Origin of the sequence: Archangium sp., from assembly GCF_036389735.1 — a bacterium.
In the GTDB taxonomy this organism is placed as follows: Bacteria; Myxococcota; Myxococcia; order Myxococcales; family Myxococcaceae; genus Archangium.
In genome coordinates this window covers 1-20,066 of record NZ_DASVWK010001150.1, presented here as the reverse complement: position 1 = coordinate 20,066, position 20,066 = coordinate 1, and the positions used below count along the sequence as shown (strand labels likewise).

Genomic DNA, 20,066 nt, shown 5'->3' with positions numbered 1-20,066 from the left:
CAAGCAGGGCGAGGCCAAGGCCAACCTCAAGGCCTGGTTCACCACGCAGCGCGCCTTCCTCCAGGAGAAGGACCGCTACGAGGAGGACGTCAAGATCATCGGTTACGCCCCCGAGCGCGGCAACCGCTATGCCTACTACTTCGGCCAGAACAAGACCTGCGAGGTTCGCGGTGAGTCGGCCATCACCGACCTGAGCACCGCCAACTGCATCGAGGTTGACGCCGGCAAGTTCAAGGGCGCCACCGCGCAGCCGACCGCCGCCGCCCTGGGTGGTATCAAGCACGTGGGCACGGGCTTCCCCCCCCTGAAGCCGGGCCGTTCCACCGAGGCCTGCCCGGGCTGCAACATCGACGCGGTCGCCGCCGGTAACGTCGACAACGAGGGCACGGGCTTCGACACCTGGTACATCTCCACGTCCGACGCTTCCGCCAGCGCCCTGTGCGGCAACGCCGACGAGAAGATGGCCGTCGCCGGCTCGCCCTTCCTGAACTACAACGACGTCGACTGCGACAAGTAAGTCGCTCCTGATGTCTGGCCGCTGGCCAGCCTCTCGGCCTGTCAGCGGTTGAATCTTCAAGGGCATCCGGGCATAAATCCGGGTGCCCTTTTTGTTTTCGTGCCGCCTATGTCGTCGCGAACCTCCCTGCCTGCCTTTCTGGTTGGCCTCTTCTGTCTGACCGCCCTCTTCCTGCTCGCGACGCCTCCGCGCAAGCCACCGCGGGGCCCGCACCAGGAGCCGATGCTGCCCCGACAGGAGGTGCTCCGGCTGGTGGGTCGAGGTCACCTTCAGCTCGTCGCGGACTACTTCTGGCTCCAGCTCATCCAGGCCACTGGCAGCGCTCGGGGAGCCGAGGAGTACCGGGACGTCTACCCCTACGCGGACCTCATCACGGATCTGGATCCGAAGTTCGTCTCCGTCTACGGGTTCGCCGCCGGGGTGCTGCCCACCAACCTGGGGCGCGAGACCTGGGTCAACACCGAGGAGTCCACACGCATCCTGCGCAAGGGCCTGCCGCTCTTCCCCGATGACCTCGAGATGAACGTGCTGCTGGCCTACAACCTGAGCGCCTTCCACAAGCAGTACCATGAGGCCGCCCAGGTGGTGGAGCGCGCCTCGAAGCTGCCGGGCGCGCCCTCGTACCTGGCCCCCCTGGCCACCCGCCTCTATGCCCAGTCGGGTGCCGTGGATGCGGGCCTCGCGCTGGCGCGCTCCCTGGCGGACTCCGCGGAGGATCCGGCCACGCGGGAGATGTTCATTCAGCGCGTGCGAGACCTGGAGATGGAAGGAGAGCTGCGGCGCGTGGATGCCGCCATCGGACAGTACCAGGAGCGCTTCGGCGTGGCCCCGCCCGACATCCAGACGCTGCTGTGGCTGGGCCTGCTGGAGCAGCCCCCGCACGACCCCAAGGGCGGCGGCTTCTTCATCGGTGCCGACGCGCGCGCCTACTCCGAGACGCAGCAGCGCAGACTCGAAATCTACACCGCGGACAACCGTGGTGCGCAGTGGCAACAGCAGGTGGAGCAGTGACCCCCATGGCTTCTCCCACACCCATCGAGATCCGAAACCTCTCCAAGACGTATCGGCTCGGCTTCTTCATGAACCGGCAGGTCCGCGCCCTCCAGTCGCTGGACCTCTCGCTCATGCCGGGCCAGGTGTATGGACTGCTGGGGCCCAACGGCGCCGGCAAGTCCACCACCATCAAGATCCTCATGAACCTGGTGCAGCCCTCCGAGGGCGAGGCCCGGCTCTTCGGGATGCCGCCGACCCAAAAGGAAGCGCGCCGACGCGTGGGCTACGTGCCGGAGAACCCGGCCCCGTACGAGTACCTCACCGGCCGCGAGTTCGTCACCTTGTCGGGACGGCTTGCGGGCATGAGCGGCAAGGAGCTCGACACCCGGGTCTCCGAGGTGCTCGGCATGGTGCAGATGGAGCGCGCCGCCAACCTGCAAATCCGCCGCTACAGCAAGGGCATGGTGCAGCGCGTGGCGCTGGCGCAGGCCCTGGTGTCCAAGCCGGACCTGCTCATCCTGGACGAGCCCACCTCGGGATTGGATCCCGTGGGCCGCCGACAGATCCGCGACCTCATCCTCGAGGAGCGCCAGCGCGGCACCACCATCCTCTTCTGCACGCACATCATCCCGGACGTGGAAGCGCTCTGTGACCGGGTGGCCGTGCTGGTGGGTGGCCGGCGGGTGCGCGAGGGCAGCGTGGCCGAGCTCGTCAGCTCGCAGGCCACGCACATGGAGATGACCGTGGAAGGGCTGCCGCTGGAGCGCATCCAGACGATGGGCATCGAGCTGGAGAAGTCCCAGACGCTGGAGAACCGGGTGCTGCTGCGGGTGCGCGATGCGGATGCGCAACGCCTGCTCAAGCAGATCCTGGAGCACAATGGCCGGGTCACCCAGCTCCAGCCCGCCCGTTTCTCGTTGGAAGAGCTGTTCCTGCGCGCGCTCGAAGAGGCGCGGCAGGGTCCCGTCGGAGGAGAGATTTCGTGATGGGTCCGTTCGTCGCCCTGGCGCTCAATGGTTTCCGGGAGGCCCGGCGCAACCGGGTCACCCTCCTGGTGGGCATCTTCGCGATCGCCATGCTGCTGTCCACCACACTCGTGCTGGAGGTCACGGTCAATACGTTCGACCGCGTCCTCACCGACGTGGGCCTGGGAGCCATGAGCCTGATGCTCGTGCTGCTCACCATCTTCCTCTCCAGCGGGCTCATCTCGCGGGAGATCGAGCGGCGCACCATCTTCCTGATGGTGTCCAAGCCCATCTCGCGCGGCGCCTTCCTGGTGGGCCGGCTGCTGGGCAACATGCTCACCGTCACGGTGCTGCAGCTGGCCATGGCCGCGCTCTTCTTCCTGATGATGGCCTTCTACAAGAGCCCCATCACCTCCGCGCACGTGGCGGCGGTGAGCATGCTGTGGTTCGAGCTGTGGGTGCTCAGCGGCGTGGGCTTCCTGATGTCCAGCTTCTCCAGCCAGATGGTGTCCGCATTCGTCACCGTCAGCGTCTACGTCGCGGGGAACCTGGCCTCGGACATCTACAAGCTGGCTGGCAAGTCCAAGAGCGGCGCGGTGCAGACGCTGGGCGAGGCCGTGTACTACCTGCTGCCGGACCTGTCGAAGCTCAACTACCGTCCGCACGCGACGTACTACGTGACCGTCACCAGCACGGAGCTGCTGTCGTCGGCCGCGTATGCCATGGCCTATACCGGCGTGCTGGTGTCGCTGGCCGTCATCCTCTTCAACCGGCGCGACTTCCGCTGAAGCGCCCCCCGGGCGGGGGCGCCGGGGTTCAGGCCTCGTCCTCCCGCTCGGACAGGCCGTGCTTGGCCAGGCGGTAGCGGAAGGAGCGGAACGTCAGGCCGAGCAGCTCCGCCGCCCGCGTCTTCACCCCGCCCGCCTGGGACAGGGCGGCCAGCAGGTAGCGCCGCTCCGCATCATCCAGGTGGTGCTCCAGCGAGAAGCCCGAACGGAGCGGCACGTCGCCCTCCACGGGCGTGGCCGCGGCGGCGGGCACTGGCTCTCCCCGGAGCGTGGGAGGCAGCGAGGCCAGCGTCAGCATGTCCCCGTCCGCCAGCGTGGCCGCGCGCTCGACGATGTTCTCCAGCTGGCGCACGTTGCCCGGGAAGGCGTAGGCGGACAGCACGGCCATCGCCTCCGGGGAGAAGTGCAGCGCCGGCCGCCCCAGCTCCTTGCGCTGGCGCTCGAGGAAGTGCTCGGCCAGCAGCGGGATGTCCCCCACCCGCTCGCGCAGCGCCGGCAGCTCCAAGGTGATCACATTGAGGCGGTAGAAGAGGTCCTCCCGGAAGCGGCCCGCCTTCACCTCGGCCTCCAGGCGGCGGTTGGTGGCCGCCACCACGCGCGCCTGGAAGGGCACCTCCGAGGAACTGCCCACCGGCTTCACCTTCTTCTCCTGCAGCACGCGCAGCAGCTTCACCTGGGTGGAGGGAGGGATCTCACCAATCTCGTCCAGGAAGACCGTCCCCTCCCCCGCGTGGGCGAGCAGGCCCGGCCGCTCGTGGGTGGCGCCCGTGAAGGCCCCCTTCACGTGGCCGAAGAGCTCGCTCTCCAGCACGCCCTCGTTGAGGGCCGCGCAGTTGACGGGGAGGAAGGGCTGGCCGGCGCGCGGGCTCTTGAGGTGGATGGCCTTGGCGATGAGCTCCTTGCCCGTTCCGCTCTCCCCGTGGATGAGGACGGTGGAGCGCGTGGGCGCCACCTTCTCCACGAGACTCCACACCGCGCGCATCCGCTCGCTGCGCCCCACGCCCACCATGCCCGCCCCGGGCACCAGGTGCTCGCGCAGCGACACGTTCTCCCGGCGCAGCGTGCGCTTCTCCAGCGCCTTCTGCACCAGCAGCTTCAGCTCCTCGTTGTCGAAGGGCTTGCCGATGTAGTCGTACGCGCCCTCGCGCATCGCCTCCACCGCCGAGGCCGCCGTGCCAAAGGCGGTGATGACGATGACCTCGGGCGCATCCTCCAGGGACCGCGCCGCGCGCAGCACGTCCATGCCGCTCTGCGAGGTCCCCAGTTTCATGTCGGTGATGACCAGATCCACCCCCGGCGAGCCCAGCACCGCCCTGGCCGCCGGCACGCTGTCCGCGCACGTCACCTGGTAGCCCGCTCGGGTGAGCAGCACCTCCAGGAACTCCCGCATCGACAGCTCGTCATCCACCACCAGGATGTGCACGACCAGGCTCTCCCTTCTCCCCTCAACCCCGCACTGGAAGCTGGATGAGGAACTCCGTGCCCTCGCTCGGCGAGGAACGCACGCGGATGTTGCCACCATGTGCACGCACAATGGAGTACGCCGTGGACAGCCCCAGCCCGGTGCCACCCTCCCGGGTGCTGAAGAAGGGCTCGAAGATGCGTGACAGGTCCGTGGCGGGAATGCTACCCGCCGAGTCCCAGATGCGCAGCAGGGCCCACTCCTCGTCGGCCTCCAGCGTCACGCGCACCAGTCCCTCCTGGCCAGCGGCCTGGAAGGCGTTGCGCAGCAGGTTGATGAGCACCTGCCGGAGCTGATCCGCGTCCACCGGCGCACGCACCGGCGCCAGCACCGTCTCCACCTGGACCTGCTGGGCGATGGGATCCACCCTCAGCATGTCCACCGTCTCCGCCACCAGCACCTCCAACGCCTGCTCCTGCTTCTCCGGGGGCGGCGGGCGGGCGAAGCGCAGGAAGTCCTCCACCAGCTTGGAGAGCCGATCCGACTCCCGCAGGAGGATCTGCACCAGCTTGGCCGAGGTCGGGTCCGTGCTGGGGTCCTGCACGAGCAGCTGCGCCGAGCCGCGCATGGCGGCCAGCGGGTTGCGGATTTCATGGGCGAGCTGGGCGGACAGCGTCCCCAGGGCCGCCAGCCGGTCCGCGCGCTTCAGGTCCTCCTCGATGCGTCGCAGCTCGGTGAGATCCTGGAAGACGATGAGCGTGCCCCCTCCCCCACCGAACTCCAGCCCCGTCACCGTCAGCCCGAGCGTGCGCAGGCCGGCCGGCGTCTGCACCGTCAGCTCGCGGCGGCGCAGGCGGCCGTCCGACGCCAGCGCCCCCGGCAGCAGGGACTCCACCGAGGTGCCCCGCGGCAGCCGAGGCTCCAGGGACAGGATGGAGCTGGCGGCCCGGTTGACGAAGGTGACGAGCCCCGCCTCGTCGCTGGTGATGAGCCCCGAGGGCATGCAGGCCAGGATCTGCCGCTGGAGGTTGTCCAGCTTCTTGAGGTCCGCCTCGCGCTCGGAGAGCTGGCCTCCCGCCGCGGAGAGCTGGCGCGACAGGAAGCCCGCCAGCGCGGCGATGAGGAAGAGCGCCAGCAGGTTGCTGACCAGCAGGAAGACGATGCGCTGCCGGCTGAGCGGCACGAAACCCATGGGCGGTTCCAGCCAGCCGTACTTCACCGCCACCAGCAGCATCGCGTAGGCGAGCGCCCCGGCGCCCGCGGAGACGAGCGCTCCCCGGCCATCCAGCAGGATGCTCGCGCCGATGACGGCCAGCAGGTAGGTGAAGGTGAAGGGGCTGTCCCCGACGCCCGTGAGGAAGACGAGCATCGAGGCGATGACCAGGTCGCCCGCCACCTGGATGACCGCCGCCACCCGGTCCACCCGGCCCCCGCGCAGCATGAGGCCGTACACCAGGGTGAAGACGTAGACGAGCCCGATGATGACGAAGGACAGCACATCCGTGCTGCTCAGCTCCTCCACGGGCTGGAGGAGGAGCCGGGCGGCGATGGCCACCAGCGACAGGCTGACGGCCACCGTCCGGAACACGGTGAGCCAGACCAGCCGGGTGCGGAGGGTATCCGCCTCCGGCCGGCCGGCGAGGACCAGCTCGCCGACGCTACTTGACGGCACCGGCGATGGCGAAGATGGGCAGGTACATCGCGATGAGGAAGCCACCGACCACGCCGCCGAGGAACACCATCATCAGCGGTTCGATCATCGCCGTGAGGCCCGCGACCGCCGTGTCCACCTCGTCGTCGTAGAAGTCGGCGATCTTGTTGAGCATCGTGTCCATGGCGCCCGTGGCCTCGCCCACGCCGATCATCTGCACCACCATGGGCGGGAACACCTTCGTCTCCAGCAGCGGGCCGGCGATGTTCTTGCCCTCGGCGATCTTCCCGCGCACGTAGTAGATGGCCTCTTCCACCGAGCGGTTACCGGCCGTCTTCGCGGTGACGTCCAGCGCGTCCAGGATGGGCACGCCCGAGGAGATCATCGTGCCGAGCGTACGGGTGAAGCGCGCCACGGCCACCTTGCGGATGACGGGCCCGAGGATGGGCGCCAGCAGGAACGCCTTGTCCAGGAAGCGGCGTCCCTGGGGGTGCCGGTAGGTGTAGGTGAAGGAGACCACCACCGCCGCGATGATGCCCGCGGCGTGGAAGATGTAGTTCTGGAGCCACTCGGACAGGTCCACCACGAACTGGGTGGGGCCGGGCAGCGCCTGACCGAAGTCCGCGAACATCTTCGCGAACGTCGGCGTCACCTTGAGGAGCAGCAGCGCCGTCACGCCGAAGGCCACCAACAACACGATGGCCGGGTAGGTCATCGCGCCCTTGACCTTGCGCTTGAGCTTCTCGTTCTTCTCGCGGTAGTTGGCGAGCCGGTTGAGGATGTTGTCGAGAATACCGCCCACTTCACCGGCGGCGCACAGCTGGACGAAGAGTTCGTCGAACACCTTGGGGTGGTCGGCCAGCGCGTCCGCGAAGGTGGAGCCCTGCTCCACCTTGTTCTTGATGGCGAACACGACCTTGCGGAAGGCCGGGTTGTCCATCTGGCTGCCGAGGATGTCCAAGCACTGCACCAGCGGCAGACCCGCGTCGATCATCGTCGCGAACTGACGGGTGAAGACGAGGATGTCCTTACCCGTGACGGCCGAGCCGATGTTGATGTTCAGGTCCGAGTCGAGCAGGCCCTTGCGTCGGACCTTGACCGGATTGAGGCCCAGCGACTTGAGGCGCGCGTTGACGGCCTCGATGTCCGAGGCCTCCATCTCGCCCTTCTTGGTCTCGCCAGACTTGGTCTTGGCCTCCCAGAGGAACTGAGCCGTATTCTTCTGTTTGGATGGTGCGGATTTCTGGGTCGCCGTTGCCGCCATACAGCCCTCCGAAGGGGGTGCGTGAGTCTATCCTCACGCTCAAATTTCGCGAATTAGCGACCGGGAGGCCCGGCCGGCCGCTGACCAGGCGTTCCACCGCCGCTGGCCAGGATGTTGCGCAGCTCGTCGGCGTCGCTGGAGCGGCCGAAAGCCTCGTCCTGGGTGATGAGCCGGCGCATCAGCAGCGCCGCCAGGGCCTGATTGAAGGTCTGCATGCCGAACTTGGCCTGACCCACCTGCATCGCCGAGTACACCTGGTGGACCTTGTCCTCACGGATGAGGTTGCGGATGGCGGGGTTGGGGATCATCACCTCCAGCGCCAGCACGCGGCCCGGGGAGCCCGCCTTGGCGATGAGCGACTGGCTCATCACGCCCTCGAGCACGAAGGACAGCTGCGCGCGCACCTGCGGCTGCTGGTAGGGCGGGAACACGTCCAGCACCCGGTTGATGGTCTGCACCGCGCTGTTGGTGTGCAGCGTGGCGTAGCAGGTGTGACCCGTCTCGGCGATGACGAGCGCCGCCTCGATGGTCTCCAGGTCTCGCAGCTCGCCCACCAGCACCACGTCCGGATCCTGGCGGAGGATGTACTTGAGCGCCGTCTTGAAGTTGCGCGTGTCCGCACCCACCTCGCGCTGGTTCACCAGGCAGTTCTTGTGCGGGTGCAGGTACTCGATCGGATCCTCGATCGTCATGATGTGCTCATGACGGTCGGTGTTGATCTTGTCGACCATCGAGGCCAGCGTGGTGGACTTGCCCGAGCCCGTGGGGCCCGTCACCAGGATGAGGCCGCGCGGCCGCTTCACCAGCTCACCCACCACCGGGGGAAGGCCCAGCTCCTGGAAGGTGAGGATCTTGAAGGGAATGGTGCGGAAGGCCCCGGCCACCGCGCCACGCTGCATGTAGATGTTGGCGCGGAAGCGGGACAGACCCTTCACGCCGAAGGACAGGTCGAGCTCGTTCTCCTCCTCGAACTTGTGCTTCTGGGCGTCCGTGAGGATGGAGTAGCAGAGCTGCTTGGTCTCCACCGGGGTGAGCTGGGCCGTCTTGAGCGGCACCAGCTCGCCGTCCACGCGGAGCTGGGGCGGGGAGCCGGTGGTGATGTGGAGGTCGGAAGCGCCCTTCTCGACCATCGCCTTGAGCAGCTGATGCAGATTCACGAAGACCGTCCTTCGGGTAAGGGGGTGTAGCGCAGGAGGGTACTAGAAGCGGTCGGGGGCGGTATTGGCCACCACTTCATCCAGCGTGGTGACGCCGTCCATCATCTTCGCCAGGGCCGACATGCGCAGCGAGCTCATGCCGAGGCGGATGGCCTCCTGCTTGAGCTCGGCGGAGGAGGCGCCGTTGATGACCAGCTCCTTGAGGCCGTCCCAGAAGGGCATGACCTCGTACACGGCGACGCGGCCGCGGTAGCCACGGTCGTTGCAGTCGCGGCAGCCGACCTTCTCGTACAGGGTGAAGGTGCCGATCTTCTCCGGAGGCACGCCCGCGTTGATGAGGGCCTGCTCGTCCACGTTCTCCGCCGGGCGCTTGCAGGCCGCGCACAGACGGCGCGCCAGACGCTGGGCGAGGATCAGGTTGAGCGAGGCCGTCACGAGGAAGGGCTCGATGCCCATGTTGAGCAGACGGCTGACCGTGCCGGGGGCGTCGTTGGTGTGCAGCGTGGAGAGCACCAGGTGGCCCGTGAGCGCCGCCTTGACGCCGATTTCGCCCGTCTCGAAGTCACGGATCTCACCGATCATGATGATGTCGGGGTCCTGACGGAGGAAGGAGCGGAGGGCCGCGGCGAAGTTCAGGCCGATGTCCTCGTGCATCTGCACCTGGTTGATGCCGGCGAAGTTGAACTCGACCGGGTCCTCGGCGGTGGCGACGTTGGTGTCGATCTGGTTGAGCATCGCGAGCGCCGAGTACAGCGTCGTCGTCTTGCCCGAGCCCGTGGGGCCCGTCACCAGCACCATGCCGTAGGGACGCTCGATGGCCTCCTTGAACCAGGCCAGCGGCTGGGGATCGAAGCCCAGCTTCGTCATGTCCAGCTGGAGGTTGGACTTGTCCAGGAGGCGGAGCACCACCTTCTCGCCGAAGAGCGTGGGGCACACGCTCACGCGGAAGTCCATCTCCTTGCCACCGGCCAGCTTGATCTTGATACGACCGTCCTGCGGCAGGCGGCGCTCGGAGATGTCGAGGTTCGCCATGATCTTCAGACGGCTGGTGATGGCGTTGCGCAGCTTCATCGGCGGGCGCATCACCTCGTAGAGCGAGCCGTCGATCCGGAAGCGAACCCGGAAGTCCTTCTCGTAGGGCTCGACGTGGATATCCGAGGCCCCCTTCTTGATGGCGTCCTGGAGGATGAGGTTCACCAGCTTGACGACGGGCGCGTCGTCCGCGGCGCGGGCCATCTCCTCGATGTTGCCCTCCTCCTCCTCCTTGGCCACCTCGATGTCCTCGGCCATCTCGTCGACCAGGGCGTTCATGTCCGGACCCTTGTCGGCGTAGTAGCGCTCGATGGCCTCGCGGATGGAGATCTCCGAGGCGACCACCGGCTCGATGTTGTAGCCGGTGAGGAACTTCAGATCGTCCACCGCGTAGATATTGGACGGATCGCACATGGCGACGATCAGCGAGGGGCCCGCGCGGTTGACGGGGACCACCAGGTGCTTGAGTGCCACTTCCTTCGGCACCAGCTTGATGATCTCCGCGTCGATGTCGAAGTCCTTCAGGTTGATGGCGGGCACGCCGTACTGCTTCGAGAGGAAATCGGTGAGCTTGGACTCATCGATGGCTCCCGTCTTGATGAGGGCAGTGCCAATGCGCGTGCCGTTCTTCTGTTGCTCCTCCTGGGCTTTGCGCAGCTGCTGGACGGAAATGAGGTTCTCGCGAACCAGCAGTTCACCAAGTCGACCGGACATTCAGAGGCCTCGAGCGTTGAAAGGACTGAATGGCACCCGCCGCGCCACCAACACGCGGACGGACACCAGAAAACGATGCGCGGAAGTACGAGCGCATGAGACTTCGGGATTAAAGGAAGCGACACGCGAGCCTGTCAAGGCACCGTGAGTGGCATGCTCTCTCGGCAACCCGTTGAATCCACTCGCAAAATTTCAATCGGCTGCCCGGGCGATGACCGTCCGAGCAGCCTCGACATCCCGCTTGATCTGACCTACCAGTTCTGCAACCGACCCAAAACGCCGCTCCGGACGCAATCTTTCAAGGAACTGGACCCTCAATTCCTTGCCGTACAGGTCCCCGGTGAAGTCCAAGAGGTGCGCCTCGATGGTGACCTCGTTGACACCGAAGGTGGGTTTGACACCGATGTTGGCCACTCCGGGGCGCCACTGCGGCTCGCCCGGGAAGCGGACGCGGATGGCGTACACCCCGGCGGCGGGGCGCAGCTCGTTCTGGGTGTCCACGTTGGCGGTGGGAAAGCCGATGCCCCGGCCGCGGCCATGCCCGGTGACGACGGTGCCGTCCAGATCGAAGGGCCGCCCCAGCAGGCGCTGCGCGGCACTCACCCGGCCCTCGAGGATGTACTCGCGCACCTTGGAGGACGAGGCCACCACGCCGTCCACCGTGACGGGGGGCACCACGTACACCTGTCCCCCTCGGGCGGAGGCCGCCGCGCGCAGCGTCTCCACCGTGCCGGCGCGAGCGGCGCCATAGGTGAAGTCGTAGCCCACCACGAGGTGGCGCGCGCCCAGCACGTCCAATAGCGAGGCCTCGAAGTCGCGCGGCGAGCTGCGGGCGTACTCCCGCGTGAAGGGCTGCACCACCACCGCGTCCAGGCCGCAGGCCTCGAAGAGCTCCAGCTTGCGCGGCAGCAGCGTGATCAGCTTGGGGGCCAGCTCCGGCTGGAGCACCTTGCCGGGATGGGGCTGGAAGGTGAGCGCGGCGGCGGGGGGACCGTGACGCCGTGCCTCGGCGAAGAGGGCCTGGTGACCCAGGTGGGCGCCGTCGAAGTTGCCCAGCGCGAGGGCACAACCGGCCAGCTCCCGCGCCTCCGTCACTCCATGGAAGACCTTCATGGGACGTCGGTATACCGCCAATGCCGTCGCTTTGCCCTGGCCAGACCGCCCTGGCCCATGAGAAGAGGCGCCCCAGCGTTACTCATCCGTCATGGCTCGCCCCCGCCTCCTCCCTGAACCCGTCGGCTTGCACCTGGCCGGCCTCGATACGCCTCCCGACTGGGACGCGGAGTTCGGCTTCTCCGGCCCCCTGGAGCTGGAGATCGGCTCCGGCGCTGGCGGACATGCCCTGGAGTACTGTCGCCGCAACCCCCAGGCGCGCTTCGTCGCCTTCGAGTGGCGCAAGAAGTACGCGCGCGACACCCTGGACCGCGGCAACAAGATGGGCCTGCACAACCTGCGCGTCATCGAGGGCGATGCGCGCTTCATCGTGCCGCGCATCTTCGCTCCGGGCTCGCTGGACGTCGTCCACCTCCAGTTCCCCGACCCGTGGTGGAAGCGCGCCCACTTCAAGCGCGCCGTCATCCAGCCCGACTTCGCCAGGCTGTTGCTGGACCGGATGAAACCCGGGGGCCTCTTCGACATGCGCACCGACGTGAAGGACCGGGGCGAGTCCATGCTGGCCATCCTCGAGGAGGCCGGCTTCGTCAATCCGCTCGGCCAGGGTGTGTTCCACCCTTATGACCCCGAGGAGGTCCCCTCCACGCGCGAGCGGCGCTACCTCGCCAGCGGCGAGCCCGTGTACCGCGGCCGACTGCGCAAACCCGCCTGAGGAGCACCCGGGCAGGGGGGTGACTTGGCAGTCATCCCGCTTCCGGGGAAGAATCAGCTCCCCCCGGTGGTCGGGGCGATGGGTGGCAGCAACATGTCGGATGGGGCGATCAGAACCATGGGAGAGACGACCCGTCGCGTCGCGTCCGCGAACTCGTTGGCGGACCGGACCATCCTGCTCGTGGACGACGAGCCGGCCAACATCCGCCACGTGCGCGAGGGCCTGGCCGCCCATGGCTACCGCTTCCGCGAGGCCAACGATGGCACCGAGGCGCTGCGCTCGCTGCGCGAGGTGAGGCCGGACCTCATCATCATGGACGTGGAGATGCCGCGGCTGGGTGGGGTGGAGGTGTGCCGCATCATCAAGGCCAATGGTGGCGAGGGCGGCTTCGGCTTCATCCCCATCATCCTGGTGACTGCGCGGCAGGCGGCGGGGAAGATCGAGGGCCTGGAGCTGGGGGCCGACGACTACCTGGTCAAGCCCTTCGACATGCTGGAGCTGTCCGCGCGGGTGAAGTCCATGCTGCGCCTCAAGGCGCTCCAGGACGCCGTCCTGGAGAAGAACCGCGAGCTGGACCACAAGAACCGCGAGCTGGACCGGGCCAACAAGGAGCTGGCCCAGAAGCGCGAGGAGCTGCTGGCCCTCACCCGCACGGACGCGCTCACCACCCTCCACAACCGCCGCTACTTCGAGGAGCGGCTGACCGAGGAGTTCGCCCGCTCCACGCGCTACCGCTCGCCGCTGTCGCTGGTGATGATGGACATCGACCACTTCAAGCGGCTCAACGACGGTTACGGGCACCCCTTCGGGGACGAGGTGCTGCGCGTGGTGGCCCGCACGGTGCGCGGCAAGCTGCGCGAGGTGGACTTCGTGGCCCGCTACGGCGGCGAGGAGATCATCGCCCTGCTGCCCGAGACGGGGCCCAAGGAGGCGATGGGGGCGTGCGAGCGCGTGCGTGAGGCCATCGCCGCCATCCAGTTGGAGCACCGCGCCCAGGACGGCACGCGCAAGTCCGTGCAGGTCACCGCGTCACTCGGGGTGGCCAGCGTCCCCGCCCAGAGCCTGGCGACCATGGAGGAGTTGCTGCGCGCGGCGGATACCTGCCTCTACGAGGCCAAGGGGGCCGGCCGGAATTGCGTTCGCCAGTATCAGGGGGAGTGACACTCCCCTTGGCGAGCGCCACGCTTTGGCCTACATGGCAGGACCATGCGCCTGCTGCCCGCGATGCCCCTGCTGCTGGTCCTGCTGGCCCTCGGTGGTTGCAACCGACCCAGCTACGAGACGCCGGTGAAGTCCTACCAGACCTTCCACCGGGCGGTGCAGCGCGGGGAGTACAAGCTGGCCTATGCCACGCTCTCCAAGCCCACCCAGGAGGCGCTCCAGGCCCAGGCCGAGACGGTGGCGAAGTCTTCCGGAGGCGCGGTGAAGGCGGATCCGCTAGCCTTCTTCTTCGCGAATGTTCCTCCCCCCGCCGATGTTACGGAAGTCACTCTCTTGAGCGAGGAAGGGGACGTGGCGAAGGTGGGGGTGGTTTCCTCGATCGGAAAGAGTCAGGTCCGAATGGTTCGCGAACCGTCCGGATGGAAGGTAGACCTTACGGAGTCTCTCCAGCAGCCGTGAGCACTGGCCTCCCCCAGGCCGCTCGCGCATCGGGTATGTTAATAACGTGAACGATCGGAAGACACGGCGGGTCGTACCCGCAGTCGAGGTCATCCGGCGCCCGGCCGCCGCTCCTGGCACCCCTGCGCCGACCTCCGCACCCACCACCTCCGCCACCCCTCGGCCCACTCCCAGCCCGAGGCCCGTACCGACTCCAACCCCGTCGGCGACCCCCTCGCCGGCGCCATCGCCCGTCACGCCTGGCCCCTCGGTCGGCGTGTCGCCGCGGCCCACGCCCCGGCCCGCCCCCACGGCCTCGACGGACCCGGCCCCTCCGGCCGCTCCGGTGGTCTCCCCGGCCCCTGTCCTGCCGAGGACCGTCTCGCCCTCCCCCTCCGTGCCACGCTCCGGCCCCATGGCCGGTCGTCCGCCCGGCGCGGGCTCGATGGGGGCCCGGTCCAGCGGTGGCTTCGGCCGCCCGAGGACGCCCCGCCCTCCTCCCACGCCCGAGCAGATCCTCGCGCTGGCCACCAAGGAGCATGTCCCGGCGCGCATCGCCAAGGGCGAGCTCGAGGGGAAGATGAAGTGCCGCATCTGGCGCAAGCTGCATGCCGAGGAGGCCAAGCGCTTCGATCAGGTGTACGCGCTGATGAGCCAGAACCCCGGACTGTCGCTGCCGGACGGCTTCGGCGTGCTCCAGAGTGGCCTGTCCGTTGCCGAGTTCCTCGCGCGCAAGGAGCGCACCCAGCGCAAGGCGGCCGTGAAGCAGGCCCGCGGCGAGGTGGATGACACCTCGGTGGGCGCCTTCATCAACGGGCTCCTGGAGTCCAAGACGGAGCTGGCCGTGGTGCTGGGCGAGCGTACCGTGCTCGACACCCTGTCCACCGTGGAGCCCATCTCCCTGCTGCTGACCCGCAGCGGCCGGTTGGAGAAGCTCCAGATCGTCATGATCACCCGCCGGTCGGACTGGGAGCTGCTCACGCCCCAGCTCGAGCGCGATCCGAAGCTGGCCCAGAAGCCCGCCAACGTCGCGCGCCAACCGGACAAGCGCCCGTTCTCGGATCCCCGCCCCTTCCTCGCCCACCAGGGTGAGCGCGTGCGGCTCACGCTGCGCAACGGCATCGTGCTGGAGGAGGAGCTGCGGGTGGTGGGGCGGTTCGACCTCATCGTCGGCCAGGACGGACACGAGGTGTTCATCCCCCTGCATGCGCTGGTGCGCTTCTCCGCGTCGGATGACCCGGAGGCGGACCTGTCCAACGAGGCCGGGCTGGACGACGCCAGCCAGAACGAGTAACCGCGAGGAACGCCGATGCCCTTCTTCTCTCGAATCATCAAGCCGCTGTTGGCCCTCACGCTGGCCGCGGCCGTGGTGAGCGCCCAGGGCTGCACCAAGGACTCGAAGCCGGCGGAGCCCACGCCGGCGCAGCAGCCCACCGCCGCGGCCGCCCAGCCGGCGAAGCCCGGGGAGCCGCGCACCATTGCCCTCTCCGTCACCGAGAAGGGCTACGAGCCGAGCCCCATCACCCTCAAGCAGGGCGAGCCCGTGAAGCTGGTGCTGACGCGGACCACCGAGCACACCTGCGCGAACGAGATCGTCCTCGACGAGTACGGCATCAACACCGCGCTCCCCCTGAACCAGCCGGTGGAGGTGGCCTTCACCCCCACCAAGACGGGCAAGCTCGTCTACGGCTGCGCCATGGGGAAGATGATCAGCGGCGTGTTCATGGTGGATTGAGTCCCGCCGCACCGAGGGGGCCCGGCCACACCCGCGCGGTGTGGGGGCCCCCTTCGTGTATTCAGTTCCCCGGGCACGAGACAGGCTGGCCCAGCTTCGCGGCGCGGTGGCGCGCGAGATGGAAGGCCGGCCAGCCCCCCGGCATCGGCTCGGAGAAGCGGCAGAACATGTCGCGGACGTTGCGCGCGAAGGTGCCGTCCGCGGGCGCGAGGGCCAGGTGCGCGGCGAGCTCGGGCGCCGCGTCCTCGGAGAGCGACAGCACCATATAGGACTCGTCCAGCGTGGAGCCCTCCACGGAGCGCGCGAGGTTGCCGCGGGCGATGAAGGCATCGGGGTTGAGCACGTTGAGCGCGGCGACGAAGCCGAGCGCCCCGACGAAGGCGCCGATGGCGAAGCGCTCCGGGCGCCACCACAGCGTCACCGCGCGCCAGACGAGCACCCCGGCCAGCGCCACCATGAAGACGTGCGTGTAGACGCGCAGGTGCGTGTAGCCGTAGGCGGACTCGTAGAGGGCCATGCGCTTGACCGCCGAGGCCAGGATGACGAGCACCAGGCCCACCATCGTCGAGCACGCCACCCGGAAGGCGGTGAGCTGTCCCTGGCCCTCGAGCCGCGTCCAGCGCGCCAACGCGAGGCTGAGGCCCAGCGTCATCATCGACACCGTGAGCAGCTCGAAGAAGCCGCGCCGGGCATACCCCGCATAGGTGAGGCCCGAGGGCAGATGCGCCTCGCCGAAGAGGAAGGCGAGCTGGATGGCGGCGAAGCCCAGGAAGAGCAGGTCCACCAGACCGAGGAGCGTGAGGCTCTCGGTGAAGCCCAGGCGGGCCAGGGCGGGAGAGACCTCCGTCTCACCGGCCTCGCCGTGCCCCGAGCGGCGCCGCCGCATGGCGTGGGCGAGCAGACCGAGCGCCGCGAACGTGCCGCCCGCGATGAACACCAGCCGTCCGAGGGTGTCCACGAAGCTCAAGCCCAGGTCGAAGGACAGCACCCGCGCCACCGCGTTCTCGAAGACCGCGTCCGCCGAGACGAGCAACGCGGTGAAGATGAACAGGACGGGCACGGCGAGCAGCGCGCCGCGCAGCACCGGCATCAGCCTGGGCACCTGCTTGCGGGCCGCGGACAGGTCCACCTCCGAGTACACGATGCCCGGCGGCAGGAGCACGGAGTGGAGGAACGTGCCGAGCACGGTGAACGGGTAGTTCCACAGCCCGAGCCGCTCCACCCGTCCGGCCGCCCAGAAGTGGGTGACGAGCAGCAGCAGGAAGCCCGAGGCGAGCACGTTGAGCGTGGTGAGGAACGGGCTCGCGCGCACGAACACCATGCCGGAGAGGAACAGCAGCGGCACGAGCAGCCAGGCGTTGGGACGGGCTCGCTGCCAGCCCTCGATGCCTCCGAGCCCGAGCAGCGCCGCCAGGAAGAGCACGATGAACAGCGGGAACGAGAGGCCGAGCGCGGGGCCGTCGAAGAGCACCTCGGCACAGAGGCCCAGCCCGAGCGCCGCGAGCAGCGTCGCGCGGGGCCGGCGCATGCGAGGCACGGCGGGAGCCGAGGGAGGAGCATCGGTGGTGGGAAGGGCGAAGCCTGTGGTGGTCGTCGTCATACGGGACTCCGAGAGCGCGAGTTCGCGCGGTGCTGTGCAAGGTTGGGCCCATCCGGGGCGCGGACGAGGGCCCGCACGCCGAACGGTCGGTTCACGTCACCGAGCGGTCGCGACCCCCGCGCGCGTGTGTCCGCGCCGCCACGTCTGCGGCCGGTGAACCACGCTCCTCCCCGCGTGAAGTCCACGAGGGAACTTCACTGCACACCCGTTCCGCTCCGGACCCCGCACGCCCCGTTTCTCGGCACGACGCCGGAAGGCGGTTAGGCTGAGCCCTCTTCCCCATGGGCGGCGCAGCGGAACTCTTCACACGGCACGTGTTCCTCGACCTCGAGACGACGGGGTTGGATCCGCGCGTCGATGAGGTCATCGAGTTCGGTGCCCTCTTCATCGAGAACGGCCGGGTGGTGGACCGGTACGTCCAGTTCTTCTCCGCCTCGCGTCCCCTGCCCCTCACCATCCGCCGGCTCACGGGTATCGAGGACGGGATGCTCGCGGACATGCCCCGGCTCGCGGCCAAGGTGCCCGAGCTGCGCCGCAGGCTCGCCGGCTGGACGGTGGTGGCCCACAACGCCTCCTTCGAGAAGGGCTTCCTCCCGGACCTGCTCGGCCCCCTCCGCTCCCCGGTGCTCGACTCGTGCGAGCTGATGCACTACCTGCACCCGGAGCTGCCCAGCCACTCGCTGGAGTTCCTCCTCCGCTGGGCGGGCAAGGGCCCTCGCTCGCGCCACCGCGCCATGACGGACTGCGAGGCCACCCACGCCGTGCTCCTGCACGCCATGGAGGGCTGCCTCCGCGACGGGCGCGCCGAGGACCTCGCCGACCTGCTGGAGACGTTGGATCCCCGCGCCGCGCTGCGGCTCGCGCAGCTCGAAGCCGGCGAGGCCGGGCTGGAGGAACTGGAGGGAGGGGTCGACGCGGAGGCGGTGCCCCTCGTCTCGCTGCTCACCGGGCTGTGGAAGTTGTGCCGGGACAACCCCGCCCCGCTGAAGCTGACGGCCTCGGGCTTCCTCCCCGGCCGCCCCGAGCGCCTGCGCACCAACGGAACGAAGCCCCTTCCCGAGCCGGACGAGGGCACCCCGGTGGAGCCCGTGCGCCCCGACGAGGTGTCGGCGCTGCTCGGCCCGGGGGGGGCCCTGGAGAGCGCGCAGGAGGGCTTCGCCGCCCGCCCCGCGCAGCTGGAGATGTCCCAGGCCGTGGCGCGCACGCTCTCCGAGGGGGGGCAGCTCGCGGTGGAGGCCGGCACGGGCACGGGCAAGTCGCTCGCGTATCTGGCTCCCGCCGCCCTCTTCGCCGCGCGCAATGGGCGCAAGGTGGGCGTGGCCCCCCACACCAAGACGCTCCAGGACCAGCTCATCGAGAAGGACCTGCCCCGCCTGCACCGCGCCACCGGCGGCGCCTTCTCGTACACGCTCCTCAAGGGCCAGACGAACTACCTCTGCCGCCGCCGCGCGCTGGACGTCACCCGCGTGGAGCCCGGCATGGGCCACGCCGCTCGCGCGCCTCGCGCCTACCTGCGCTCGTTGATGCGTCGCAGCCCGGATGGGGACCTCGACCGGCTGAGCCACTGGTTCCGCGAGCGCTTCCCCGTGCTGCTCGCGCTGGCGCCGGCGGTGCGCTCCGAGGCGGCCACCACGCTCGGCGAGCGCTGCCCTCATTACCATCGCTGCTACTACCACTCGGCGGTGGCCCAGGCGCGCGACGCGGACGTGCTCGTCATCAACCAGTCGCTCGCCTTCGCCTGGCCCCAGCGCTACCCGAAGCTGGACCACCTGGTGCTGGACGAGGCCCACGAGGTGGAGGACGTGGCCACCACCGCGCTCTCCTCGGAGCTGTCGGACCTGGCCTTCAACCGGCTCACCGAGCGGCTCCACGGACGCGATGGGCGGCGCGGTCTCTTCGCCGAGCTGCGGCGGGCCCTCTTCGCCTCGCGGCGCGCGGAGGCCCGTGTGCTGATGAGCGAGGTGGAGAGCGCCCTGCTCTCGGTGGGCTCCACGGCGCGGGCACTCGGCGAGCGCGTGATGGCCCTGTGCGAGCCCGCGGCCTCGACGTCCTCCGAGGACGCGGACGACACCTCGTACGCGCCGGAGCTGCGCATCACCGCCGAGGTCCGCAACGCCCCCACGTGGGAGCCCGTGCGCGAGGGACTGCTGGAGGTGCGCGAGTGCCTCCAGACACTGCACAAGCTGCTCACGGTGGGGCTGCCGGAGATATTGCCGGACCTGGCGGTGAAGATTCCGCCGCTGGAGCGCGAGCTGGCCGGAGGCGTCTCGGAGGTGCAGGAGCTGGCGACGCTGGCGTCCGAGCTGTCCGACGAGCCGGCGGAGGGCCGGTGCTACGCGGCCACGGCGGTGCCTCGCAAGCAGCGCTGGAGCCTGAACGCGCAGCCGGTGAACGTGGCGGCCTACGTGTCGCGGGACTTCGCGCAGCACAAGCGCTCGCTGGTGTTGACCTCGGCCACGCTGAGCACCGGTACCGAGCGCATGCCGTACGTGCTCGGGCGGCTGGGGCTGGATGGGCGCAACGAGGGGATTCCCGCGCCCCGGTTGCTGCGCGCGCCCACGCCGTTCGACCTGCGCAAGCAGGCGCTGGTGGTGCTGGTGACGGACGCGCCGCGAGCACACGAGGAGGCCTTCATCGACTGGGCCGCGACGCGCGTGTCGGGGCTGGCGCAGGTGATGGGCGGACGGGTGCTGGGGCTGTTCGCCTCGACGCGGCGGATGGAGCGCGTGGGCGACCAGGTGAAGGCACGGCTGGAGCCACAGGGCATCGAAGTGATGCGGCAGTCGCGTGGGCACGGGCGCTCGCTGGCGGCGCGGCAGGAGAA

17 protein-coding genes are annotated in these 20,066 nt (G+C 68.9%); 10 read left to right on the top strand and 7 right to left on the bottom strand.

Annotation, left to right across the window (positions count from 1 at the left end; genetic code table 11):
• From VF794_RS41455 to VF794_RS41440, 4 genes are all read left to right on the top strand, one after another.
• The coding region (locus tag VF794_RS41455) for a hypothetical protein (RefSeq protein ID WP_331119545.1) at positions 1-517 on the top strand (517 nt) is incomplete at its 5' end.
• 222 nt (positions 518-739) lie between these two features.
• Positions 740-1,528, top strand: a complete 789-nt coding sequence (locus VF794_RS41450; RefSeq protein WP_331119543.1) for a hypothetical protein — start codon at positions 740-742, stop codon at positions 1,526-1,528.
• A 5-nt stretch (positions 1,529-1,533) separates the two neighbouring features.
• Positions 1,534-2,496, top strand: a complete 963-nt coding sequence (locus VF794_RS41445) for an ABC transporter ATP-binding protein (RefSeq protein WP_331119541.1) — start codon at positions 1,534-1,536, stop codon at positions 2,494-2,496.
• A complete protein-coding gene (locus VF794_RS41440) occupies positions 2,496-3,263 on the top strand; it encodes an ABC transporter permease (RefSeq protein ID WP_331119549.1) in 768 nt (255 codons plus the stop codon). Before VF794_RS41445 ends, VF794_RS41440 begins: the two co-directional genes overlap by 1 nt.
• Before the next feature lie 28 nt (positions 3,264-3,291).
• Here the strand turns inward: VF794_RS41440 and VF794_RS41435 are convergent, their stop codons facing one another.
• From VF794_RS41435 to VF794_RS41410, 6 genes are all read right to left on the bottom strand, one after another.
• On the bottom strand, positions 3,292-4,686 hold the full coding sequence (locus tag VF794_RS41435; RefSeq protein WP_331119539.1) for a sigma-54 dependent transcriptional regulator: 1,395 nt from the start codon (positions 4,684-4,686) through the stop codon (positions 3,292-3,294).
• Between the two features lie 22 nt (positions 4,687-4,708).
• Positions 4,709-6,337 carry a two-component system sensor histidine kinase NtrB gene (locus VF794_RS41430; protein ID WP_331119537.1) on the bottom strand — a complete coding sequence of 543 codons (1,629 nt, stop codon included), beginning with the start codon at positions 6,335-6,337 and terminating at the stop codon, positions 4,709-4,711.
• A complete protein-coding gene (locus VF794_RS41425) occupies positions 6,324-7,580 on the bottom strand; it encodes a type II secretion system F family protein (protein ID WP_331119535.1) in 1,257 nt (418 codons plus the stop codon). Before VF794_RS41425 ends, VF794_RS41430 begins: the two co-directional genes overlap by 14 nt.
• A gap of 53 nt (positions 7,581-7,633) precedes the next feature.
• A complete protein-coding gene (locus VF794_RS41420; protein ID WP_331119533.1) occupies positions 7,634-8,737 on the bottom strand; it encodes a PilT/PilU family type 4a pilus ATPase in 1,104 nt (367 codons plus the stop codon).
• 42 nt (positions 8,738-8,779) lie between these two features.
• Positions 8,780-10,483, bottom strand: a complete 1,704-nt coding sequence (pilB, locus tag VF794_RS41415) for a type IV-A pilus assembly ATPase PilB (protein ID WP_331119531.1) — start codon at positions 10,481-10,483, stop codon at positions 8,780-8,782.
• A 192-nt stretch (positions 10,484-10,675) separates the two neighbouring features.
• Positions 10,676-11,596 (bottom strand): bifunctional riboflavin kinase/FAD synthetase, encoded by a 921-nt coding sequence (locus VF794_RS41410; RefSeq protein WP_331119529.1) that lies wholly within the window; start codon positions 11,594-11,596, stop codon positions 10,676-10,678.
• A gap of 91 nt (positions 11,597-11,687) precedes the next feature.
• Here VF794_RS41410 and trmB point away from each other — a divergent pair, with 91 nt between their 5' ends.
• The 5 genes from trmB (at position 11,688) to VF794_RS41385 (ending at position 15,642) form a co-directional block, all read left to right on the top strand.
• Positions 11,688-12,308 (top strand): tRNA (guanine-N7)-methyltransferase, encoded by a 621-nt coding sequence (trmB, locus tag VF794_RS41405; protein WP_331119527.1) that lies wholly within the window; start codon positions 11,688-11,690, stop codon positions 12,306-12,308.
• A gap of 93 nt (positions 12,309-12,401) precedes the next feature.
• The gene (locus VF794_RS41400) at positions 12,402-13,469 is read left to right on the top strand and encodes a diguanylate cyclase (protein ID WP_331119547.1); all 1,068 of its coding nucleotides are present in this window, start codon (positions 12,402-12,404) and stop codon (positions 13,467-13,469) included.
• A 45-nt stretch (positions 13,470-13,514) separates the two neighbouring features.
• Positions 13,515-13,928 (top strand): hypothetical protein, encoded by a 414-nt coding sequence (locus tag VF794_RS41395; RefSeq protein ID WP_331119525.1) that lies wholly within the window; start codon positions 13,515-13,517, stop codon positions 13,926-13,928.
• Positions 13,929-14,322: 394 nt separating this feature from the next.
• Positions 14,323-15,201 carry a hypothetical protein gene (locus VF794_RS41390; protein WP_331119523.1) on the top strand — a complete coding sequence of 293 codons (879 nt, stop codon included), beginning with the start codon at positions 14,323-14,325 and terminating at the stop codon, positions 15,199-15,201.
• A 15-nt stretch (positions 15,202-15,216) separates the two neighbouring features.
• A complete protein-coding gene (locus VF794_RS41385; protein ID WP_331119522.1) occupies positions 15,217-15,642 on the top strand; it encodes a cupredoxin domain-containing protein in 426 nt (141 codons plus the stop codon).
• 61 nt (positions 15,643-15,703) lie between these two features.
• On the opposite strand, the gene VF794_RS41380 is transcribed toward VF794_RS41385, so the two are convergent.
• Positions 15,704-17,242 carry a DUF4173 domain-containing protein gene (locus VF794_RS41380; RefSeq protein WP_331119520.1) on the bottom strand — a complete coding sequence of 513 codons (1,539 nt, stop codon included), beginning with the start codon at positions 17,240-17,242 and terminating at the stop codon, positions 15,704-15,706.
• Between the two features lie 281 nt (positions 17,243-17,523).
• On the opposite strand from VF794_RS41380, the gene VF794_RS41375 reads away from it, so the two are divergent.
• A partial coding sequence (locus VF794_RS41375) for an exonuclease domain-containing protein (RefSeq protein WP_331119518.1) occupies positions 17,524-20,066 on the top strand: 2,543 nt, incomplete at its 3' end.